At 34.4% G+C, this 23,587-nt stretch carries 21 protein-coding genes; 13 read left to right on the plus strand and 8 right to left on the minus strand.

The features are described from left to right. The first annotated feature begins 29 nt into the window (after nucleotides 1-29). From V7P73_RS06830 to V7P73_RS06880, 11 genes are all read left to right on the plus strand, one after another. The gene (locus tag V7P73_RS06830) at nucleotides 30-1,007 is read left to right on the plus strand and encodes a 3-oxoacyl-ACP synthase III family protein (protein WP_333852182.1); all 978 of its coding nucleotides are present in this window, start codon (nucleotides 30-32) and stop codon (nucleotides 1,005-1,007) included. A 42-nt stretch (nucleotides 1,008-1,049) separates the two neighbouring features. Then, a complete protein-coding gene (locus V7P73_RS06835) occupies nucleotides 1,050-1,874 on the plus strand; it encodes an SDR family oxidoreductase (protein ID WP_333852183.1) in 825 nt (274 codons plus the stop codon). 248 nt (nucleotides 1,875-2,122) lie between these two features. Next, complete coding sequence (locus V7P73_RS06840) at nucleotides 2,123-3,154, plus strand: Gfo/Idh/MocA family oxidoreductase (protein WP_333852184.1); 1,032 nt, start codon at nucleotides 2,123-2,125, stop codon at nucleotides 3,152-3,154. A 53-nt stretch (nucleotides 3,155-3,207) separates the two neighbouring features. After that, a complete protein-coding gene (locus V7P73_RS06845; protein ID WP_333852185.1) occupies nucleotides 3,208-3,450 on the plus strand; it encodes a hypothetical protein in 243 nt (80 codons plus the stop codon). 351 nt (nucleotides 3,451-3,801) lie between these two features. Further along, complete coding sequence (locus tag V7P73_RS06850; RefSeq protein ID WP_333852186.1) at nucleotides 3,802-4,767, plus strand: Gfo/Idh/MocA family protein; 966 nt, start codon at nucleotides 3,802-3,804, stop codon at nucleotides 4,765-4,767. A 22-nt stretch (nucleotides 4,768-4,789) separates the two neighbouring features. After that, nucleotides 4,790-5,404 carry a hypothetical protein gene (locus tag V7P73_RS06855; protein WP_333852187.1) on the plus strand — a complete coding sequence of 205 codons (615 nt, stop codon included), beginning with the start codon at nucleotides 4,790-4,792 and terminating at the stop codon, nucleotides 5,402-5,404. A gap of 3 nt (nucleotides 5,405-5,407) precedes the next feature. Then, nucleotides 5,408-6,409 carry a DNA adenine methylase gene (locus tag V7P73_RS06860; protein ID WP_333852188.1) on the plus strand — a complete coding sequence of 334 codons (1,002 nt, stop codon included), beginning with the start codon at nucleotides 5,408-5,410 and terminating at the stop codon, nucleotides 6,407-6,409. Continuing rightward, nucleotides 6,409-7,161: a hypothetical protein gene (locus tag V7P73_RS06865; RefSeq protein WP_333852189.1), complete on the plus strand. Its 753-nt coding sequence runs from the start codon at nucleotides 6,409-6,411 to the stop codon at nucleotides 7,159-7,161. The genes V7P73_RS06860 and V7P73_RS06865 overlap by 1 nt, the downstream gene beginning before the upstream one ends. A gap of 50 nt (nucleotides 7,162-7,211) precedes the next feature. After that, a complete protein-coding gene (locus tag V7P73_RS06870; RefSeq protein ID WP_333852190.1) occupies nucleotides 7,212-8,102 on the plus strand; it encodes a 3-hydroxyacyl-CoA dehydrogenase family protein in 891 nt (296 codons plus the stop codon). Nucleotides 8,103-8,188: 86 nt separating this feature from the next. After that, nucleotides 8,189-9,520, plus strand: coding sequence for a hypothetical protein (locus V7P73_RS06875; protein ID WP_333852191.1), 1,332 nt, complete (start codon nucleotides 8,189-8,191; stop codon nucleotides 9,518-9,520). A gap of 134 nt (nucleotides 9,521-9,654) precedes the next feature. Continuing rightward, entirely contained in the window at nucleotides 9,655-9,897 is a 243-nt protein-coding gene (locus V7P73_RS06880; RefSeq protein ID WP_074236598.1) for a hypothetical protein, read from the plus strand. A gap of 50 nt (nucleotides 9,898-9,947) precedes the next feature. On the opposite strand, the gene V7P73_RS06885 is transcribed toward V7P73_RS06880, so the two are convergent. From V7P73_RS06885 to V7P73_RS06900, 4 genes are all read right to left on the minus strand, one after another. Beyond that, nucleotides 9,948-10,352: an META domain-containing protein gene (locus V7P73_RS06885; RefSeq protein ID WP_333852192.1), complete on the minus strand. Its 405-nt coding sequence runs from the start codon at nucleotides 10,350-10,352 to the stop codon at nucleotides 9,948-9,950. A 124-nt stretch (nucleotides 10,353-10,476) separates the two neighbouring features. Then, nucleotides 10,477-12,498: a LamG-like jellyroll fold domain-containing protein gene (locus V7P73_RS06890; RefSeq protein ID WP_333852193.1), complete on the minus strand. Its 2,022-nt coding sequence runs from the start codon at nucleotides 12,496-12,498 to the stop codon at nucleotides 10,477-10,479. A 105-nt stretch (nucleotides 12,499-12,603) separates the two neighbouring features. Then, nucleotides 12,604-13,257 (minus strand): LytR/AlgR family response regulator transcription factor, encoded by a 654-nt coding sequence (locus V7P73_RS06895; protein WP_333852194.1) that lies wholly within the window; start codon nucleotides 13,255-13,257, stop codon nucleotides 12,604-12,606. 3 nt (nucleotides 13,258-13,260) lie between these two features. Next, nucleotides 13,261-14,976: a tetratricopeptide repeat-containing sensor histidine kinase gene (locus V7P73_RS06900; protein ID WP_333852195.1), complete on the minus strand. Its 1,716-nt coding sequence runs from the start codon at nucleotides 14,974-14,976 to the stop codon at nucleotides 13,261-13,263. 168 nt (nucleotides 14,977-15,144) lie between these two features. Here V7P73_RS06900 and V7P73_RS06905 point away from each other — a divergent pair, with 168 nt between their 5' ends. Then, complete coding sequence (locus V7P73_RS06905; RefSeq protein ID WP_333852196.1) at nucleotides 15,145-15,591, plus strand: KTSC domain-containing protein; 447 nt, start codon at nucleotides 15,145-15,147, stop codon at nucleotides 15,589-15,591. A gap of 118 nt (nucleotides 15,592-15,709) precedes the next feature. Here V7P73_RS06905 and V7P73_RS06910 read toward each other — a convergent pair whose 3' ends face one another. From V7P73_RS06910 to V7P73_RS06925, 4 genes are all read right to left on the minus strand, one after another. After that, complete coding sequence (locus V7P73_RS06910) at nucleotides 15,710-18,898, minus strand: efflux RND transporter permease subunit (protein WP_333852197.1); 3,189 nt, start codon at nucleotides 18,896-18,898, stop codon at nucleotides 15,710-15,712. A 6-nt stretch (nucleotides 18,899-18,904) separates the two neighbouring features. Then, the gene (locus tag V7P73_RS06915; protein WP_333852198.1) at nucleotides 18,905-19,966 is read right to left on the minus strand and encodes an efflux RND transporter periplasmic adaptor subunit; all 1,062 of its coding nucleotides are present in this window, start codon (nucleotides 19,964-19,966) and stop codon (nucleotides 18,905-18,907) included. A 24-nt stretch (nucleotides 19,967-19,990) separates the two neighbouring features. Beyond that, nucleotides 19,991-21,304 (minus strand): TolC family protein, encoded by a 1,314-nt coding sequence (locus tag V7P73_RS06920; RefSeq protein WP_333852199.1) that lies wholly within the window; start codon nucleotides 21,302-21,304, stop codon nucleotides 19,991-19,993. 114 nt (nucleotides 21,305-21,418) lie between these two features. Next, entirely contained in the window at nucleotides 21,419-22,012 is a 594-nt protein-coding gene (locus tag V7P73_RS06925; protein WP_333852200.1) for a TetR/AcrR family transcriptional regulator, read from the minus strand. A 261-nt stretch (nucleotides 22,013-22,273) separates the two neighbouring features. On the opposite strand from V7P73_RS06925, the gene V7P73_RS06930 reads away from it, so the two are divergent. Further along, nucleotides 22,274-23,479: an RsmB/NOP family class I SAM-dependent RNA methyltransferase gene (locus tag V7P73_RS06930; RefSeq protein ID WP_333852201.1), complete on the plus strand. Its 1,206-nt coding sequence runs from the start codon at nucleotides 22,274-22,276 to the stop codon at nucleotides 23,477-23,479. Nucleotides 23,480-23,587: the final 108 nt, after the last annotated feature.

Below are 23,587 nucleotides of genomic sequence, written 5' to 3' on the forward strand. Positions count from 1 at the left end.
CCCATTAATTGAATGATAGAATGAATGTTATGCAGAAATTAAGAGCTTACATCAAAGGAACTGGTTCGTATGTTCCGCCAAAAATTTTAAAGAATGATTTTTTCGAAAAAGTAGGTTCGTCTGACGAATGGATTTTTAAGAATCTAGGAATCAGAGAACGCCGAATTGCTGAAGGTGAAGTAACAAGTGATTTAGCTTACAAAGCCGGACTGCGCGCTTTGGAAAACACAGACGTTTCACCAAAAGACATCGACCTGATTATTGTTGCCACTTCCACTCCAGACAGACAAGCCCCATCTACAGCGTGTTTCGTACAGGAAAAAATGGAAGCACCTCAAGCGGTTGCTTTCGATATTTCTGCGGTTTGTTCAGGTGGACTTTACGGCATTGCGATTGGCTGTCAATTCATCGAAACCGGAATGTATAAAAATGTTTTGGTCATCGGAGCAGATACTTTTTCAACAATTACCGACTGGGAAAGAAAAGATTCGGTTTTCTTTGGCGATGGAGCTGGCGCGATTTTGTTATCCGCTACGACTGAAGATAAAGGCTTTTTCGATTTCAAATTGCACGCTGACGGAACGGGTAAATATCACTTCAATATTCCGGCAGGTGGTTCAGAAATTCCGGCTTCGGAGGAAACTTTAAAACAGAGACTTCATTATTTCCAAATGAATGGAAAAGAAGTTTTCGAAACGGCAACAAGAGTTTTACCTGAAACCATCACCGAAATATTAGAAGCTAATCAACTGACTTCCGACAATGTAGATTGGGTCATTCCTCATCAGCCAAGTATCAGAATTTTGCAAGAAACGGCGAGAAAAACTAATATACCTTTCGAAAAAGTAATGACGAATATGGACAAGTACGCCAACACTTCCGGCGGCACAATCCCTATTGTTTTAGACGAAACATTCAAAAGCGGTCGTATACAAGATGGAAATCTTTTATTGTTTGCCGCAGTTGGTTCTGGCTGGACCTGGGGAACTGCACTTTATAAAGCGTAAGCTAATTCATTAATTTTTAATTATTAATTGTTAATTAACAAGATGTTAGACAATCAAACTTTTCTAATTACCGGAATTGCAGATGAAAATTCTCTCGCAATGAAAACCGCTGAAAAAATTCTTGCGAACAACGGCAAAGTGGTTTGTACAGGTTTAGGCGTAACGCCATTTCACAAAAATCTTTCCGAAAAAGCAGAATCTTTTCTCAATAAAAATTACGAAGACTTCGAAAATGCTTGTAAAAAAGTGTTGGGAAAAGATGTTTACACAGCGCCTTTGGATGTGACTTTGCCAGAAAGTTTAAGTCATTTTGCGGATGATTTAAAAACAAAAAATATTGAACTGAACGGTTTTCTTCACGCTATTGCAATGGACAAAACCATTAGAAATAAATCAGTAAAACCAATGTTGGAAGTTACGGCAGAGGAATTCAATGATACGATGAATGTGTCTGCGTTTTCGTTGGTTACACTTTGTCACGCTTTACTTGCGAACGGTGTTTTGCAAAATGGCGCTTCGATTGTTTCGTTAAGTTATATTGCTGCGGAGAAAGTTTCGTTTTTTCCTTACATCAATATGAGTATTGCAAAAGCGGCTCTTGAAAGATTAACGATTGAAATGGCTTATGAACTCGGAAAAAAATACGGAATCCGTGCCAATGCTATTAGATTCTCGCCTTATATGGGAAGCAAAGCTGGAAACGCAACTTTGAAGGTTGAAGATGTGGGAAGAGCGAACAGAATCAGTCCGTTGGGGAATGCTTTGCCAGAAGATTTAGCGCACGAGATTGTTCATCTTTTCCGAAAAGAAACCAGAATTACTGGAGAAATTCGTCACGTTGATGGCGGATTTCATATTATGGGATAGATTGGGTTGGAGATTTTGAGAGTCGAGAGTTTGAATGTATTTTACTAATTTGAGACTTACAAATCTAGAATTGACAGTCTATTTTCAGCGATGTCAGGCTGAGGCTCTCGAAGCCATTTCATATTAAATATCAATAATAAATGACAAATTAAAACATCAGAAATATTTCGATAAAGTTTCAAGTCGCAAGCTTTGTGGCTTGAATTTTTATTTAGTTAAATTGCATCATCAAAATTATTTTAAAATTTATGAGACAAATAAAGACTGCTTTGTTGGCTTATGGCGGTTCGGGGAAATTATTCCACGCTCCTTTTCTTGAGGTCAATGATGGATTTGAACTGATAGGCGCATACGAACGAAGCAAAAAAAATATACAAACCGATTATCCAAACGTTAAAAGCTTTAACTCTCTGGAAGAAGTTCTGGAAAGCGATGCGGAATTGGTTGTTGTGAATACGCCAATTGACACGCATTTCGAATTCACAAAGAAAGTTTTGGAAGCCGGAAAACACGCTTTGGTAGAAAAAGCTTTTACGACTACTTCTGATGAAGCTGAAGAATTGCACAAATTGGCTAAAGAAAAGAATCGGAAACTTTGCGTGTATCAAAACCGAAGATATGACAGCGATTTCCGCACCGTGAAAAAAGTTTTGGAAGAAAATTATCTTGGCGATATTGTGGAAGCAGAAATTAGATTTGAAAGATATAATCCGGAACTAAGTCCAAAAGCGTGGAAAGAAAATGGAAATCCTGGCGCAAGTATTTTGATGGATTTGGGCTCGCACGTGATTGATCAAGCTTTGACATTATTTGGAAATCCGGAAAAAGTTTTTGCTGACATTAGAAAAACTCGAGAAAACACTCAGATTGATGATTATTTTGATATTCTTCTTTACTATCCTGACAAACGTGTGAGGTTGAAAGCCAGTTTTTTTGTAAAAGAAATGACACCTTCATATGTTCTTCACGGTAAGAAAGGAAGTTTTTTAAAACACAGAGCGGACATCCAAGAAGATGAATTGAAATTGGGCAAAGTTCCGAATCGTGACAATTGGGGAACCGAACCTGAGGAAAAAACCGGACTTTTGGTTTACAACGATAGAGTTGTGAATTTCCCAAGTTTTCAAGGAAATTATCTGGATTTCTACGATGACCTTTATAACGCAATTGTTAATGACAAAAAAGTTCCAGTGACTGCTAAACAAGCTTTCCATACTATGAAAGTGATTGAAGCGGCGAAGGAAAGTTCTGAGAAAGGAGAAGTTATATTTTTAGAATGAAAACATTTAAGTTTTTAATTTTTTCTGTAAATTTGATATAAATAATTTCGAAAATGAGTTCCGCTGAATTACAATTAAAATTAGATGTTATTAATAGAATAACCGAATTAAAGGAAATTCGAGTGATAAAAGAAATCAAAAAACTTTTGGATTTTGAACTCGATGAAGAGATTTACTTATTATCTAAACAGCAAGAAAGTAGAATCGCTGAAGCAAGAAAAGAATATACAAATGGAGAAGTTTCCAGTGATGAAGAAGTGAAAAAAGAAATAGAAAAATGGCTAAACGAAAAATAGTCTGGACTAATTCTGCAAAATTTGAACTCCAAAACTTACAGCAAAAAACTCAACACATTATTTACTGAAGCCATCGATTTGTTATCACAACATCCAAAAATTGGAAGGACAACAAATGATAAAAACTAGAATAAGTATTGTTCGCAATTATTTAATCTTCTATGAAATAAATGTTAAAGAGATAATTATATTATCAATTTGGGATGCAAGACGAGATGAAAATCAAACAGATTTCGACTATTCATAAATTAAAATAAAAGTGACAAGACTCAGAAAGCTAAAAAATTCTGAGTCTTTTTTTATTTGGATTTGTGATAATTCTTAAATTTACCTCCTGAAGAAAAATAAGCTATGATAAAAGCAGGACTTGTAGGCGCAGGACATTTGGGGAAAATCCATTTGAGATTACTGAATCAATCTGAAAAATACGAATTGGTTGGTTTCCACGATAAAGATGCGGAAAGTGGAAGAAAACTGGAAGCCGAATTGGGTTATAAATATTTTGAAAGTTTCGAAGATTTGCTGGATGAAATCGAAATGCTGGATATTGTAACGCCCACTGTTTATCACTATGATTATGCTGTAAAAGCGATTGAAAAAGGAATTCACTTCTTCATCGAAAAACCTGTTACACAAACCTTGCAACAAGCAGAAGAAATTCTTTACAAATGCAGAGAATTCGGAATCAAAGCGCAAGTTGGTCACGTTGAAAGATATAATCCGGCTTTCATTGGGGCTAAAGATTATATCAAAAATCCAATGTTTATCGAGATTCACAGATTGGCAGAATTCAATCCGAGAGGAACGGATGTTTCTGTGGTTTTGGACTTGATGATTCACGATTTGGATATTTTGTTGAGTTTGGTAAAATCTAAAGTGAAGCAAATCCACGCGAGTGGCGTTTCCGTTGTGAGCAAAACGCCGGACATTTGCAACGCAAGAATTGAGTTCGAAAATGGTTGTGTAGCGAACTTGACAACCTCCAGAATATCAATGAAAGCAATGCGAAAATCTAGGTTTTTCCAGCAAGACGCTTATGTTTCTGTAGATTTCTTGGAGAAAAAAGCGGAAGTTATCCGTATGAAACCAGCGCCGGAAAATCCGTCTGACTTTGATATGATTATCGAAAATGCGGAAGGCGAAAAAAACCAAATTCTTTTCGAATATCCAAACATTCAACCCAACAATGCAATCCTAGACGAACTAGAAAGTTTTGCAAATGCCATTAACAATGATTTGCCTGTTCAGGTTTCTTTGGAAGATGGGACGGAAGCGTTAAAAGTGGCTTTAGAGATTATGAGGTTGATTCAGAAATAATCGGATGAAAATTTAAATACAAATGAATCTCCAATCCTTAGAATCCGAGCTCAAAACGCGGCTTGATTTTCCTTACAAGTGGGGAAGAAAGCAATCGGATGAATGGGATAGAAAAACGAAATTCATTTACCAAACTCAGGATTTTGAAAGTCTGGAAAATCAATGTAAAGATTTTGATTCAGAGTTGAGAAATTACGCTTTCAATCGTTGGCTGAATTTCTGGTCTGCAAAGGCGATTGAACAAATATTTACAAATCATCCAAACGTCAGAAAAGAAGAAAATCAGTTTTCGAAAACTGTAGATTTTTATATCTCGGAAATTCCTTTTGATCATAAAAGTAGTGTGTTTCCAAAACAATTTGGGAAGAGTCTGGATTATTCGATTAATCATAAAAAAGAATTGATCGAATGGCTTTATCAAAATCAAAGTCAGCAAGGTAGAAAACATCTTGAAAACCGTTTGTTTATTATTTTCTTCAATGAGAAAAGTAGCGAACATTGGAAACTGAAAACCGAATTGACTCTAATCCAAGAAAAGATTGAAGATTATCTGCGTAATTTTTCCAAGGACAATTTAGTTTCCTTAAATTTGGATTCTCACGCGATCCTGTCTGATATTATTTGGATCAAAGCTTAATTAATGAATTACATCGGTTCCAAAAACAAACTTTCAGATTTTATCAAAAAAAGTGTTTATCAAGTTGTTGGTAAAAATCTATCCGAAAAAACATTTTGCGATCTCTTTGCCGGAACCGGAATTGTAGGACGTAATTTCAAAGCGGAAACTAAGAAAATCATCAGCAACGATTTCGAATTTTACAGTTATGTTCTTAACCGAAATTATATCGGAAATCATCAAACAATTGAATTCGATTATTTGATTGAAGAGCTAAATCTTCTTGAAGGAAAATCTGGTTTTATTTCACAAGAATATTCGGAAAACGGAAAATCTGAACGTCTTTATTTTTCAGAAGAAAACGGAAAAAAAATAGATTCGATTAGGCAAAAAATTGAGAAGTGGAAATTGTCTGAGAAAATCAATGAAGATCAATATTATTTTCTGCTTTGTTCACTTTTGGAAGCGGCTGATAAAATTGCCAACACGGCTTCGGTTTATGGTGCGTTTTTAAAACAAATTAAAAAATCGGCGCAGAAAAAATTGGAACTTCAGCCTGCTAATTTTGAACTGACTAAAAACAAGCACGAGGTTTATAATGAAGATGCCAACGAATTAATCAAAACAATCGAAGGCGATATTCTGTATCTCGATCCGCCTTACAACGCGCGACAATACGGTGCCAACTATCATCTTCTGAACACGATTGCGAAATACGATAACTTCTCACCAAAAGGAAAAACGGGACTTCGACATTATCAAAAATCAAAATATTGTAGTAAAATTGAAGTTTCAAAAAGCTTTGAAGAACTCATCAACAATGCGAAATTTCAACACATTTTCCTAAGCTACAACAACGAAGGATTGATGCCTGAAAGTGAAATCAGAAATATACTTTCCAAATTCGGGAAATATGATATATTTACAACCGAGTATCAGCGTTTCCGTGCAGACAAGGAAGAAAACAGAAATCATAAAGCTTCGGGAACGACGGAGTATCTTTATTACTTGGAGAAATTACATTAATGAAATTTATCTTTTCTTTTTTGCTGACCTTAATCTCATTGATAGTTTTCTGTCAAAAGAATGATTATGAAGTTGCTAAAAAAGAATTTGAGAACTTGATTTTCAGCTCAGATTCAATCAAAATTCAGAATATTAAGAATGAGAAATTTGAAAAAATAATTGATATTCAGGAATATTATCATCCTATTACAAGATCACTTGATTTTGATTTGAAAGAAAGTATTTATGAATTAAGATTCATGTATTCTGTTGATCATATTCTAAGAGGAAGAGGAGTCAGAATACATTTATTTTACTTAGGAGGAAAAGACATTGGAAAAATTATTGATTATAATCAGTATGAAAATGAAGTAAAACAAATTTCCAGCAAAATTTCTAATGAATTCATCACCTATATTTTAAAGCATAATTCTTTTTATAATACAAAAACTAATAAAGACGATTTTATCAAAGATATTTTGAATAGGAAAGTTTACAGTGACGGCTGTGGTTACGAAATGACTAGGATTAAAAAAATTGATGACGTGGATAGAGATAATATTGAAAATTCAGAGAAATATATCGAATGGATGAAATCCTATAATCCCGAATTACAAATGTGGGGATATTCAGAAATTGAAAAATTATTGAAGAAGAATTTGATTGAATTAGAATCTGATGAGTTAAAGATTTATAGTCATATCAAAAAAAGAAATTTAGTTATCGAAACTTGTTCAGGATGTTCTTTCGGCATTTTTGAAAAAGTATTTTAAATAAATATACAACCGAAAGGTTCACGTAATCAGAAATAAAAAAATTAAATATGAAAAACATTGTTGTAATAGGCGCCGGAACTATGGGAAATGGCATTGCCCATACCTTTGCTCAAAGCGGTTTCCAAGTGAGTTTGGTAGATGTGAAACAAGACAATCTGGACAGAGCTTTGAAAACCATCACCACCAATCTTGACAGAATTATCGCTAAAGGAAATTTGACCGAGGAAGAAAAAGCTAATACACTTGGCAACATTACCACATTCACTGATTTAAAAGATGCCACTCCAAATGCTGATTTGATAGTAGAAGCGGCAACAGAAAATCTGGATTTGAAGCTGAAAATATTTAATCAGATAGATGAGTTGGCACCGGAAAACTGTATTCTTGCGACTAACACTTCTTCTATTTCTATTACTCAGATTGCTGCAGCAACAAAACGTCCGGAAAAAGTGATTGGAATGCACTTTATGAATCCAGTTCCGATTATGAAACTGGTAGAAATCATCAAAGGTTACTCCACGTCGAAAGAGACTTTTGATATCATTTTCGAGATGTCCAAACAGTTAGGAAAAGTTCCAACAGAAGTGAATGATTATCCAGGATTTGTTGCCAACAGAATCCTAATGCCAATGATTAATGAAGCTATCGAAACACTTTACAACGGCGTTGCTGGCGTAGAAGAAATTGACACCGTGATGAAACTGGGAATGGCTCATCCAATGGGACCTTTGCAATTGGCAGATTTCATCGGATTGGATGTTTGTTTGGCAATCCTGAATGTCATGTATGACGGTTTCAAAAATCCTAAATATGCACCCAATCCATTATTAGTCAATATGGTAATGGCTGGCAAAAAAGGTGTAAAATCTGGTGAAGGTTTCTACGATTATTCTGAAAGTAAAAAGGCTGAGAAAGTATCTAAAATGTTTTTAAAATAAATTATTACTGATCAGAAATTAATAATTCCGAATACGATTTATAACTTTGTTAATATTGATTTGACAAAGTTTTTTATTTTTAAACTATGATATCTGTAAAACTAAATCCAAAATACGAGAAAACGCTTCAGACTTTACTGATTATCCTGACTTACATAATGATAATCTTTCGGTTTTTATCGAATGAAAAAGGTCGTGTGAGTCCAGATTCTATAAGATATTTGAGACAATCTGAGATGTTTCCGATCATCGATAATACAACAGCGCCTTTGGGATATCCTTTATTTATAAAATTCTTCACCCTCTTTGGTTTAGATGATTTTTGGAGCAGCAAACTAGTGGGGCTATTAGCTTATACTTTCATTTTAATTTTTGCTTATAAGAGGAAATTTTTCTTCAAAGAATTGATAATTTCTTCAGCGTTATTCAGCTTTGTGAGTATTTTTTCTTATACGATGTCTGAAGCTTTAACTCTACCTTTTGTCATACTATTTTTCTTCACAGCGCATCAAATAATCAAAAACAAAATCAGCCAAACGCAAGGCATTTTTTATCTTACTCTGGTTTTGATTCTGTTGCTTAATATCCGTTACAGTGCTTTGTTTTTTTGCGTCGGAAGTCTTGTATTTGGATTGATGAAAATCGGAAAACATTACTGGAAATCATTTGCAATTTCAGGTTTTTTTGGTGTTGGTTTTTATGGACTTTACAAAATAACTTTTATTGATTATTTTAACAAAGATTATATCAATTCGTTTTTAGAAATCGGTCTCAAATCTACGCCTAAATTACTATTAGAATTATTCCAAGGGCTGACAACCACCTTCAATCCCTTCATCCATATTGCAGATCCTAATGGCGGAATTATCAACTACGGAATATACGGAATCGGTCTGTTAACGATTGTTGTAATGGTTTTTCTTTTTGTAAAAACCAAGCTTTCCGAGACAGAAAAATTCATTCTGATTATATCTTTAGTCACCATTGTTTTATCCTATTTCATCCAATATGTTTATTCCGTGAACGCTATAGATTATCGTTTATTGGCGCCTTTTTCTATCGGGATTTGGATGGTTTTCTTCAGAAAAATATTTCAAATATTTGATGATGCGACTTACGCAATTGCTTTTCTGAGTTTGGCGACGGGATTTGTATTCAGTTGGTTATCAAAAGGCAATTATCTTGAAAATAGAAAAGCGATTACCGAGTTTTTAAAGAGCGAAACAATGATGGACAAAGAGTTGAAGTTCTTCATGAAAGATCAAATGGATAATGACGGACAAACTGCCGAGTTGATAAGTACCGTAAATCCTCGAATCTACATCACCTTCAAACCGTCTGACACTCTGAAAAATAATACATTAACCAGATATAAGGTAGAAAAGAAAATCAATATCAAAAAAAATAATTATCAATAGTAGTTTTCGGGAATTTTTCTATCTTTGAGCCATAGAGTGATAGTCACAAATACTCTGATTTAGTTTAAAATTTTATATTATGAAATCGCCAAAGCGATCACATATGACTTTAGAAAAACAATAAATTTTTGCATATGAAATTACCTAAGTTTTTATTAGCCGACAATTCTGATTTTCCAGAAGATCTTTTTGTAGTACACACAGAGTACCCGCGTTTCATCCTTAACGTAGAAGAAGAGGATGTAGAATGGTTAGACGATTTGGAAGGAGATGATGAAGAAACTGTAGCTACGGAAGCTACGAAAGTTGTAGAAGAAGCCTTCAAATGGTGTGATGAAGAACTTGCTAAATACGACGACGAGGAAGACGAAGAATAATAAAAAAGGAACTCAAATTTGAGTTCCTTTTTTGTGTTTAATATTTTAGATTATTGTTGCTTATTGAATTTCAATAATAACAGATTGTCTTTATACAATTCTAATGTAGTTTCTGTTACTACGTACTTGTTCACCTCTTTCAAAACACCAAGATAACTGTTTTCTGTAGTCATATTGTTACAAATTTTTCTCGTAGAGCCAATGTTTTTCGCAGAGAAATTTCCCGCAGAAGTATCAACTGTTACATCGGAAAAATAATTGTTACAGCCTGCATTACCAGATATTCTGTTTTGCTCAATTTGCAAAGTTGGTTTATTGGTAACATCATCTGCCAAAACCCATTGCGTCCCAGTAACTGCTGCCTGAATCTTTCCCACTTTGGATGCGTTTCCTACCCTACTGGTACAAGAAACAACAGTTAAAGCTAATATGGATGTAAAAAAAAGTTTTTTCATTTTTATAAAAATTACATTTCAAAGATAAGATTTTCTTTCTTAACACAATTACCATCTACTAATGAAAAAAAGAGACAACCCGTAGGCTGCCTCATTTCAAAATTTGTGTTTTTATGGTTATGTTTTATTTTTTGATGACTTTGAAGGATTTTGTAGTTCCATCTATCATTTTTAAATTGATAATATAAAAGCCTTTTGATAAAGAAGATAGTATTAATAATTTTTCAGGCTTTAAAGTTTTGACCAGTTTTCCTGAGCTATCACCGATAGAAATTGATGCAACAGAATCTAAGTTCGATATATTAACAAAATCTGTAAATGGATTTGGATAAATGCTAATCTGTTTTTTATTCAAATCATTTATTGACAAGAATGAACCTGTTGTAAAAGAATATTCTGCACAATCAGTAGCTGTTTCGGTAGCACTATCCGGAACAATTTTTACAAAATAGGTGGTATTTTCCTCTAAACCTTGTAATTGATAAGTTGTAGATGTGACGTACTCAGATATTAAATCATATTTTTTAGAGGATTTTCCTACGAAAACTTTGTAACTGGTCGCTCCGTTTACTGCTAACCAACTCACAGTAGGATTTCCATTTGGAGCTATTCCATTAGAAGGCACTGTTACTGTTGCACAAGAAAGTGGCGAAACATATTGCGGACAAGAATTGCCTGTTACAATTGGAGAAGCCAACAACCAATTGGACTTGGTTCCTGTCAAAGCAAAATTATTTAGAACAGCAGAAGTACTGTTTCCTGTTTCATCCAAGGCAGTTACTACTGATGTATTGTCAGCTTCATTGTTTCCTTGGTTGAGTTTGAAATAACTCACCAATCCATCCTGAGAAACTGTATTGGCAACTTCACAGCTTTTATTATTTTTCAATTCGTTTTGGCTGAGAGCTTTGTTCCAAACACGAACCTCATCTATGTCACCTTCGAAAAGTTCATCAATAACATTCCTTTGGCTTGCCCCAATAAGAAATGAAGTTCCTGTTGTATTAAGATTATTCAAAATTGAAGTCTTTACCAATTCGCCATCTAGATATAATTTTAAGGTATTATTTTTAAAAGTTACGGCCACATGATGCCATTGGTCATCTCGCAAATAATATGAACTTGTTACGTCATTATTTTCTCCAATAAAAGCTAAATAACCGTAAGAAAGCATTAAACAAAATCTTTTGGAATTAGAGTATGCTCCATAATTGAAAATTGAAGAAGAGGCGTATGGACTTGTTGTTACGGATGGTACTTTTATCATAGCTTCTATTGTTCTTTCTTTTGAACCTTGTGGCAAAGAAAGATTTGTTCCTGAGATTTGATCGTTTATGCCATCAAAATTAAGAGAAGTTGCTGCAGGCGCACTGATATACCGGATTTTTGAGCCCCAAGTATCAGCAACTAAAATTCTTCCGTTCTTCGTTACAAATGTAGATGTTGGAGCATTCAAGGTTGTGTTTGGAAATGTCATCACTGTTTTTCTATCTGAAGATATTTTTCTAATCCAGTTATTACTTGTATCAGCAATATAGATATTTCCAGATGAGTCTAATCTCAAATTATGTGGATTATTAAACCCTGATGCGATTATATTTTTATTACTCCCGTCTCTGTCAATTGAATAAACAAAACCACCATCTGAAAAGTACAATACATCTAAATTTGGATCGTAAGTAATTCCCATTGGATTGTATTGGTCTGTTACAATGGTAGAAAGATCTGTTCCGTCCTCTTTTACTTTTGTGACATTTTTATTACTTGTAGTTGGAAAATAGATATAACCATCATTGCCTGACGCAATGTAATAAGCTTTAGCTGCTGGTGCTACAGTTTCAAGGTTACTACCATCAAGATCCATTTTTACAAGGTTTCCTCCAGTTAGCGCAAACAATTTATCATTACTGATTAAAATTCCAAAAACATTACTTTCAAATGTTTTAATAACCTCTTGATTGGTTCCTTCGGAATTTGTTTTTATAATCCTGTTACTTGCTGTATCACTTATATACAAATCTCCTTGTTGATTTGCGATTATATCATATGGCCCATTTACATTTTGGACCAATATAGTTTGTGCCGATAACATAGACACTAATGACAATGCCACAGACAAACAAAACAAATTGATAAAGTTTTTCATAGTCGTTTATTTTCCTAATTAATGGTGCAAAAATAACGACCGCGATTTAACATAATATTAAACTGGGACGAAATGCAGAACTTTGTATATGAATGTAAAAATTGACTATAAATTTTGTCTGAAATTCCTAGAAAGTGGCAATTTAAAGCTGTTTACAACCACTTCATCGGATGATATTTTTTCCAAAAAAGCAGAGTTTATAAAAATCGAACGGTGGATTTGTTTAAAAGATGAAGGTAACAACTTAGAAAACTCCAGCAACGTATTTCTAATGGTGAATTTAGAATTTGTAGTGATAATATCCAGATAATTTCGATCCGATTGGATGTACACAATGTCGGCTAATTTTAATTTAATATCACTATAACCATCTTTCACAAAAACATATTGCTTTTGTTTTTTCTGGATGATAATTTTTATCGCAGTGAGTAAATCCACTTCTCTAATTGGTTTGGTAAGATAAGATTCTGGCGTGGTAGCAAGTGCATTTTCCACCATTTTAGAATCGGTTTGTCCAGTGATGAAAATAACAGATGTTTCTTCATTTTTTTCTTTACATAGTTTTATACCTTCAAAATGACCTTCCAGATTGATATCCATTAGAACAACATCTGGTTGCAAAGTTTTCATTTTCTCCTGAGTTTCTGAAACGGAATGTGCCATAAAAACATTTTTACAGCCATTATTCTCCAATATTTCTTTGATATAATCGGCGATTAAAACCTCGTCTTCTGCGATTAAAATTTTGATAAAATTCACAACCTACAATTTCATATTAAAACTAAACTTAAACCCATTTTCCAAATCGATTCTGTACTCTATTTTCAATTGGCGACAGAGTTTTTCTATGAGATTAAGTTTCGTGATTTCATTTTTCGCTTCGCCATTATCATCATAATGGAAATAGACTTTAGTTTCGTCTGTATCGATTTTCAGATCTATATTTTTATGATGCTGATTTGGAAAAGCGTGCTTCATAGAATTCATACAAAGCTCCGTGACCAGCAATCCGATGTACATCGCATTACTAACAGGAATCACCAAATCCTTAACATCAAACTTAACTTCGATCTGATTTTCAACAAACAGAAAATCAAGATTTTGTTTAATTTCTAATAAGAAATTTTTCAGATTCAAGTTTTTCTTGTCGTGGTTATTATACAATTGACGGTGCAAAATTCCCAAAGAATCGATTTTCGCAGTGATTCTTCTGTTGCTAAGATCATCAGTAGAATTCTTTTTCAACTCATTATCAATCAATATTCTCACAAGCTGAAGATTATTATTAATTCTATGATGCGTTTCAGCAACCAAAAACTCATTCTGTTCCGAAACAAATTTAAGTTTTCTGTTCTGTTTTCTAATAATCTTAACATAATTGAGGAGAATAATCGCAAAAATCAATATCGTGATTAGTCCGGAAAGTATGAAATATCCAATCAGATTTTGCCTTTTGATTTGTTCGCCCTGCAGTTCCAAAAGTTTTCTACTGTCGTTTATAACTTTTTCTCTTTCAGCACTTTTAAATCTTTTTTCGTAGTCCAGAACTTTATCATCATAGAGTTTGTGATAATAATCCTCTGTTAGTTGCAGCCTAATTCTGAGGTATTTGTAGGCTTGTTTATAATCGCCCACTTTTTTATAGGCCGCCTGAAGATTGTCTGCAAACAAGAGCTGGTTATAGCTTAATTTGTTCTCCGTCGCAATTTCAAAACCTTCTAAAGAAACTTTTATAGATTCTTGATAATTTTTTATAAAATCCAAATTCCGAGAAAGATTCACCATTGCATCACATTGAACTTGGATATCTCCTTTGTCTTTGGCTAGTACAACGATATTTTGCAAATGTTTTATTGCTTTACTATAATTCTTCCTGTACTCATAGACTCTTGCGATTTCGAGCAAAGAAATCAATGTATTTTCTGAATCATTAAGTTTTTGAGATAATATCAATGCTTTTTTTGAATAAAACATTACACTATCTTCATTGCTTGGGTCTTCTGAAAAAATTGCTGCTTTTCTGTTGTAGAATTTTAACCGATAAAAATCATTGATTTTTTCACGTTTCAGAATTTTATCACAAAAGTCAATATACTCTTTGGCTCTCGTGTTTTGCCTGCGGTATCTATAAAATTCTGCTAGATGAGTATAAACATAAAACTCTTCCTGCAAAAGTTTCTTCATAGAAAAAATCTTCAGTGCATTTTGATAAGCCTCTGGAGCTTTTTCATACTGATGGTTTAGTTTGTAAGCATTTCCCAATTCAACATATAATAAAGCTTTGGTTACTAATGATTTTGATTGCGAAATATTTTGATTGATGTAAACAATTGCCGAATCTATTTTATTTTTACGAATGAGCTCTTGCGAGATATGGATTGCATTTTTGTCATTAGCTGTAATAAAAATAAAATGGAATATAAAACATAATCCCAATACTTTTGGAAATATACCATTATTCGGAATTATTTTTTTCATTTTTAAGATTTGAAGACCATATTACAAAGTAAGTTATTTTTAGCTAAAACCCTTCAAAAATAATATCCAGAAATCCTTCTAAAAAGGCGAATTAAATTAATAATGAATAAGTTATGATTTATAAATTTTAAAAGCTTAATTTTGCACTCCGAAATAAGGAATCATATTATGAAACGAATTGCTGAACACAGAAAACTTCTTGGCATTGACAAAACTGCAACTTTGAAGGATCTTAAAAACATCTACAGAAATGTGATGAAGGAAACACATCCGGACAAATTCATCAATGATGAAGCTGGAAAACAGGAAGCGGAAGAGAGAAGCAAATCTGTGATAGAAGCCTATCATTTTCTAGTGAGCATTAATGAAGAAACTCAGGAAAAATATAAAGAAGAATACACGGAAACTATCACCAACTCTATCATCACCGATTTCTATCTTGAAAAATCAATTTTAAAAGTGCAGCATTTGAACGGAAAAATGTTCGAATACATTGGCGTTCCAAGAAATACTTACATCAAAATGGTTAACTCAGATTCACCAAGTCGTTTTGCAAGAAGACACATCTATGGTAATTTCATTTATAGGAAGTCTGGCGAGGCAATGGCAGATTAATCTTTTTATTTTAAAATATATTGAAAGCTTTCAGATTTTTCTGGGAGTCTTTTTTTGTTTAAAAACAAAAAACCGCATCAATAAAATTGATACGGTTTCAAGGTTAATTAAATTGAGATTAATCTACGTGCTTCGGTGTATAACCATCTTCACTTAGTTCTCTGTGTTCATACTCAGCTTTCATTTCAGCGTCATAATCTACTTTTTCATCCTTACCTAATCTTCTCAGCAAAGAATCGAATAACGAATAAACAACTGGTACAATAATCAAAGTCAGGAATAATGACGATGTCAAACCACCGATAATTACCCAAGCTAGTCCGTTGTTCATCTCTGCTCCGGCTCCTTTTGCAATCGCAATCGGGATCATACCGAAGATCATCGCAATGGTTGTCATCAAGATCGGACGAAGACGAGCGTGGTTTGCCTGAATCAAAGCGTCGTGCGTGGTAGCTCCAGCGGCTTTTCTCATATTAGCAAAATCGACAATCATAATCGCATTCTTCGCTACCAAACCAATCAACATAATCATACCGAGCATCGTAAAGATGTTTAATGAGTTTCCTGTAATTGCCAGGATCACCATTACCCCGATCAATGCCAACGGAATTGAGAATAATACCACAAACGGATAAACAAACGAGTCATATAATGATACCATTACCAAATAAACCAATACGATAGCCGCCAATAATGCGATTCCTAAAGTACCGAAACCTTCGGTCTGGTTTTCCATATCACCACTCCAAATGTAGCTTACACCAGCTGGTTTTGTTTTTTCGTTATCCATAAACTGCGCTGCCCATTCGTTGGCTACATCACCCACAGGACGACCTACAACTTTAGATTTTACTTTTACAGAAGGTGCTTTGTCTCTACGTTCCAACAAACTTGGTCCAGATCCCATTTTCACTTCAGCGAATTGACTTAATCTGATTTGTTCACCTCTAGGATTTGTAAACATCAAGTTTCTAACATCATCAATAGACTGTCTGTTGGCATCACCAAAACGGATGTTGATGTCATATTCATATTCTCCGGCTCTGAATTTCCCATCTGTATTTCCACTGAATGCTGTCTGCATTGTTTGTCCTACACTGGAAAGATTTAAACCTAAAGAAGCCATTTTATCTCTGTCGATATTCACCTGAACTTCTGGGCTTCCAGAGTCAGTTGACAATTCTGCATCTACAGAACCAGGAACTTTTTTCAATAATTCCAGAATTCTGTTTGCTTCTTTATTTGCTGTTTCGTTATCCTGAGCCGTTACCACCATTTCGATTGGTGCGTTATCTGCTCCCATCAATCCAATTGGTGCTGTTTTGAACTCCACTCCGGTGAATTTCTCCTCTAAAGCTCTCTTGATTTTAGCTGATTTGATATCCGTACTTTCGTTACGCTCAGATTTATCAACTAAGATTACCTGAATTTCTGATTGGTACAAAGTAGCCTGAGCACCACCAAAACCTGATGATTGCTGACCAACTGTTGTAATCATATCCACTACATCTTTATCATCTCTCAGATATTTTTCAACAGCCAATGTTACTTGATTTGTTTTCTCTACCGAAGCATCTTTTGGTAATTCCATCTGAACAAGGAACTGTCCTCTGTCCATTTTTGGGAAGAACTCTCCTCCAATAAACCCGAATGCAACTAACATAAATGATGCAATCAAAATAACAAATGTTACTACAACTACCATTATTCTTCTCATTCCTGTTTTAAGGGACCATTCTAGGATATCAGAAATCCAATGCGTGAATTTATCTAATTGTTTTTCAAACCAAAGGATGAATTTCTCAAAAGGATTTTTCCCAGTCAAATGAACCAGTTTACCAAATCTTGATGACAACCAAGGAATAATGGTAAATGATGCTAATAAAGAAAACATTGTTGCGATAACTACAGTCACACAGAACTGTGCCAGAATATCGGAAACTAAACCTGAACTCATCGCAATTGGTAAGAATACCACCACAATTACCATTGTAATTGCTGTTACTGTAAATCCAATTTCTGATGCTCCATCATACGCCGCACGGATTCTGCTTTTCCCCATCTCCATGTGACGGTAAACGTTCTCCAAAACTACAATCGCATCATCCACAAGAATACCTACCACGAGCGAAAGTCCTAATAAACTCATCAAGTTCAGGGTATATCCCATCAGATACATTCCGATTACTGTTGCAATCAACGATACCGGAATAGAAACCATTACGATGAAGGCATTTCTAATGTTGTGAAGGAACAATAACATTACCACAGCTACGAGAATAATCGCCAAGAATAAATCGAAGATTACGTGATCTGCTGCTTCAAGGGTAAAGTTTGTTGTATCATCTACGATATTGACCTTGATGTCCTGAGCTTTATAATTACCTTCAACCTGAGCAATTGTCTTTTGTACTAATTCTGAAACGGATACTGCATTAGCATCTGACTGTTTTTTGATCTGCATCAAAATGGTAGAATTCTGATTGTATCGTGCTACTTTCTCGACATCTTTCTGAGTATCGAAAACCGTTGCAATATCCGACAAACGAACTTGTGCTCCATCTTTGTTGGAAACCACCAAATTGTTCATTTCTGCCACATCTCTATATTTCCCAGAAAGTCTGATGGTAGAACGCGAAGTTCTCGTTTTCAAAGCTCCTGTCGGGAAATCTAAGTTTGAAGAAAGAATCGCTTGCTGTACATCTGCAATCGCAAGACCGTAACCCTGCATTTTCTTTTCATCCAAACTAACCTGAATCTCTCTCTCCTGCCCACCAACAAGATCAACCTGAGCCACACCGTTTACACGGGAAAAGATGGGTTCTATTTTTTTATCCAAAAGATCATAAAGATCTTTGTTATTCAATTTGTTACTGGAGATACTCAACGTCATAATCGGGAGATCGTCCAGTGAGAATTTCTGTAACGACGGCGGATCTGCATCATCCGGAAGATCTGCCAAGATGGCATTCACTTTTCTTTGTGCATCATTCAAAGCGTAGTTTACATCGGCACCAGTATTCAGCTGAACCATAATAACCGATAAACTCTCGTAAGAAGAAGATTCTACTTTTTTAACGTTTTCCAAAGATCCAACTGCATCTTCAATCTTTCTGGTAACCGACGTTTCCACCTCTGCAGGCGAAGCTCCCGGATAAACCGTAGAAATTGTTACCATATTGGTTTCAAACTTCGGAATCAACTCGTACCCCATCATAGAGTAACTCAACAAACCTCCTAGCGTCAGAATCGTAAATAATACGATAACGAGCGAAGGTCTTTTAATGGCTATTTCTGCTAACTTCATCTTCTACTACTTTACGATGTTGATTTTTGAACCGTTATCTAGATTGATTTGTCCACTTGTTATAACTTGTTCACCGCCATTCAGTCCGCTTAGAATTTGAACTTTATCTCCGTAAACTTTTCCGGTTTGAACTTTAATTAATTTTGCTGTTCCGTTATTCACCACAAATAATTGTCCTGAACTAACACCATTCACGAATGCTTCTGCTGGAACAGTCAACATATTTTGAGTTTCCGCACCGTGATTGGTTTTGAATACTGCAGTCGCGTACATACCAGCTTTCAATTTACCATTATTGGACACTTCTACTTCTACAGGGAAGTTGAGAGAAGCATCACTTTTTGGAGCAATAAAAGTAATTCTACCGCTGAAAGAATCCTCAGGCAAAACATTAACATTGATTTTTACTTCTTGTCCTAACTGGATTCTACCAACTTGACTTTCGTCTACCAAAACAGACAATTTCAAAGAATTGATATTAACGATTTCAAACAGGGCTGTTCCAGGAGAAACCACCATTCCCGGTTCCACCATTTTCTTATTAATCGTTCCACTGATTCCTGCTCTCACACTGGTATCGTTTACTCTTACACCTTGTGCTCTTAATGCTGATTGTGCATTTTTAAGTTGTAATCTTGAGTTATCAAGTTGTTGTTTGGTCACACCTCCAGTTTTGTAAGCATTCTCATAACGCTGGTTATCAATAATGGCATTCTGCAGATTATTCTGAGCTTGAGTTACATCCACTTCTATTGCATCTCTTTTGATGGTTGCCAAAACTTGTCCTGCTCCAACTCTAGAACCTTCTTTTACCAAAACGTTCACAATACGACCAGAAATTTCTGAAGATTGCTTGGACTCCTGCTTTGGGATGAATGTTCCGTTTGCCGAATAATCCGTATCAATATCTTGTCTGGAAACCGTTACCACATTCACATTGATTTTGTCAACCTGCTTTGCCACTTCTTTAACTTCAGTTTCCTGCTTCTTCTTATTGTCGGCAATTTTCCAAGCTGCTAAACCAATTAGGACAGCCGCTACGATGATATATATTAAAGTTTTTTTCATTTTATAACTGTTATTTTTGATAGTTTATTTTAAATAAGTTTTAAGTTCTCCTTTTGATTTATAGTACTGTACTTCAGCGATTTTGTAATCAAGAACTGCAGTAGTATAATTATTTTTAGCTTGAACTAAAGAGTTTTCTGCATCAAGCAAATCCGTCAATGTTGCTAAACCGTATTGGTAATTACTTTTTGTATCTGCTAAAACACTTTCTGCTAATTCAACATTTGCTTTTTGGTTTTCGATAGATGCTAAACTATTTTCGATTTGAGATTTAGCGTTTTGATATGCTTGATCCAATCCTAGTTTTGTATCTTTCAAGTCAGCTTCTAGCTTATCAATCTCAATTTGGTTTTGCTGAACTTTCGCTTTCGTTGCAAATCCATTAAAAATTGGGACATTAATAGCTAAACCTATTGCTGAATAATCTGACCACATTACACCTTGAGAACTTCCATTTGTTAATGGGAATTTTTCTCCCATACCTTGCCAGTTATAATTTGCAGTTAAATTAACAGTTGGATAATAAGCAGCCTCTGTAGCTTTCTTCTGATATTCAAGAAGTTCTTTATTCTTTAAAAGAACTTTCACCTCTGTTCTGTTATCCGTACTTATCATATCTTCCAAAAGATGTGGCGTTACTTCCATATCTTGTTGAACCAATTGAATCTCAGTCTGGATTGGCATTCCCATATAGAACTTAAGCGCATTTTCCGCCTGAGCAATGCCGTTGTTGCTCTGCTTAATGTTCGTTTCAATATTTGTAAGATTTACATTCGTTCTATCCAAATCAATTTTTTTAGATAAACCGTTATCAAACAAACTCTTGATTACATTTCTTACTTTTTCTGTACTTGCGAAACTGCTCTCCAGAGTGGTTTTCTTTTCCCGAGCTGTAAAAACCTGGAAATAAGCATTAGAAACTCTCTCGATAATTTGCTCGTCAGTAAGATCTGCGTTCAACTGATAAAATTCCTTAGTTGATTTTGCAGCTTTTAAACCTACAAATACCTGTTGATTGAAAATTGCTTGAGTAACCTGTACTCCCGCAACCGCAACCCAAGGTTGTCCCATTTTAAAAGTCTGACCAGCAAGAGAAACCTCTTGGATAATCGGGTTATATGTAAGATTAGCTGTTCCATTAACTTTTGGAAGTGCTCCCGCTCTGGCTTCTAAAATTTTTGCATCTGCATCACTAATATCTAACTTTGCCTTCAGTGCGTCTGACTTATTTTGCAAAGCATATTCTATGGCTTGTTTCAGAGTAATGGACTGCTGAGAATACAGTAAGGATCCTGTAACAGTCAAAACACCTAAAGCCAATTTTCTCCACTTTATCATTTTGTTATTTATCATAATTTATTGAATCGTTAATTTTCATAGTTCTTTTATTTTCTTAAAATCTTTTACTTATTTGGGACGATTGAAATTGAAAAATACTTTAACAGTTTTTAATTAATTCTTAAAAAGTAGATTAAGGATTATATCTTTTCTTTGAGAAATCAACCGATCAAATTCTTCATCAGTTATCATCATATTCTCCATAAACAATGGTCTTACAGCACTTGGAAAAACCAAAAGCGAAATCATATTAAAAATGAATTGCATCGGTTCCATTTTTGCCAAATTTCCCAATTCCATTTCTTTTTCGATATTTTTATAAAAATTTTTAAGGTCTTCTTCCTCCACATCTGTTTTATGACAACTTCCTTTATTAATCTGTGAAACGATGTATGTTTCCAAATAAGGATACTGTAAACTCGTCTGTAAACTACCATCAATGAAATGAGCAATTTTTTCTTTGAAAGGCATATCAGATCTCATAATGATTTCCGATTTCTCTTTTTCTACTTTGTGGGCTTCATCAAAAACAATCTGTACTAGATTATCTCGTGACCGGAAGTAATAGTTAATCAGTGTTCTGTTAACGCCTGCTTCGTCCGCAATCTCTTGAGTTGTCGCATCAAATTTCCCTTTAACAAAGAACAGATTCTTCGTTGTTTCTTTGATTAACTCTTGTGTTTGATCTTTTTTTTCTTGTTTTGACATTTTTGTTAAACAATTTTGTGCAAAAATATGTCAATTTTAATTTTTGACAAAATTGTTAAACAAAATAATTAAACTAAATTGATAAAATTAATATAAAATTAATACTAGCTCATTTATTAACACTTCGCTTAAGACAAGAATTACACTTCTCTCATAAACTTAAAAAGAGTAACTTTGCAAAATCGATAAAATAGGTTTCCAAATAATGTTAAATCCTAAAATGGGAATCTAAAAATCATTCATAACGCTTATTAAAATTTAATGGAACTAATACATCGTAACCTGTTAATCGGGATTCATGATTCGCTACAGGAAACATTTTTCGAAGACAGAAAATATGCTGACAAAGTCATAGAAAGACTTCTAAAATCTCACAGAAAATGGGGCAGCGAAGACAGAAAAGTTGTTTCTGAAATCTTCTATAATATCATCCGTTGGAAAAAACGTTTGGAATATTATATGGGTGAGGGCGTGAAACCAACGAACGTTTATAAAATGATTATTGCTTACCTTCTTTGGAGCAAAACGCATTATAAAAAATTCGAAGAATTTGACGGAATCAAAGTTGCGGACATTTTAACAAAACTAAAAAAAGGAACAGTTCCTACAAAAGCCATCGAATATTCAATCCCTGATTGGTTGGCCGAAACTCTTGAAAAAGAATTGGGCAAAAACTGGGAAAGAGAAATGCTGGCTCTTAATGAACAAGCGCCAACTGTTTTGCGAACTAACTCTCTTAAAACAACACCAAGAGAACTGATTGCTGATTTGAATGACGAAAACGTTGAAGCTTTCACAATCAAGAATTATCCGGATGCTGTACAATTAGCAGAAAAGAAAAATGTATTCTTAACTTCTGCTTTCAAAGATGGATTGTTTGAAGTTCAGGATGCAAGTTCACAAAAAATTGGAGAATTATTGGATGTTAAAGAAGGAATGCGTGTTGTAGATGCTTGTGCTGGTGCTGGTGGAAAAACTTTACATCTTGCGGCGTTGATGAAAAACAAAGGTCAAATCATTGCCCTTGACATCTACGAATGGAAATTAGCCGAGTTGAAAAGACGTGCAAAAAGAGCCGGAGCTCACAACATAGAAGCTAGAGTAATTTCTGATAATAAAGTTATCAAAAGACTTCACGAAAAAGCGGACAGATTATTGATTGATGCGCCTTGTTCTGGTCTTGGTGTTTTGAAAAGAAACCCGGATTCTAAATGGAAAATCGATCAAGATTTTATTGATAGAATCAAAGGGGAACAGCAACAGATCTTGCAAGATTATTCTAAAATTCTAAAAAAAGGCGGGCAAATGATTTATGCGACTTGTTCTATTCTGCCTTCAGAAAACAATGAGCAGGTAAAGACATTCTTAAGCAATAATCCAGATTTTTCTTTGATTAAAGATGAGAAAATTATGCCTAGCGAAGGTTATGACGGATTTTATATGGCGCTTATCAAGCGTAATGGATAAAAAAAATTCCTGGAATAATTGACTATTCACAGGAATTAAAAACACAAATGATGAAAGGGCAAAATTACAAATTAATTTTTTTTTAATCTTATCATTTGGTAATAAAAA

The organism is Epilithonimonas sp. (assembly GCF_036780765.1).
Lineage (GTDB): Bacteria > Bacteroidota > Bacteroidia > Flavobacteriales > Weeksellaceae > Epilithonimonas.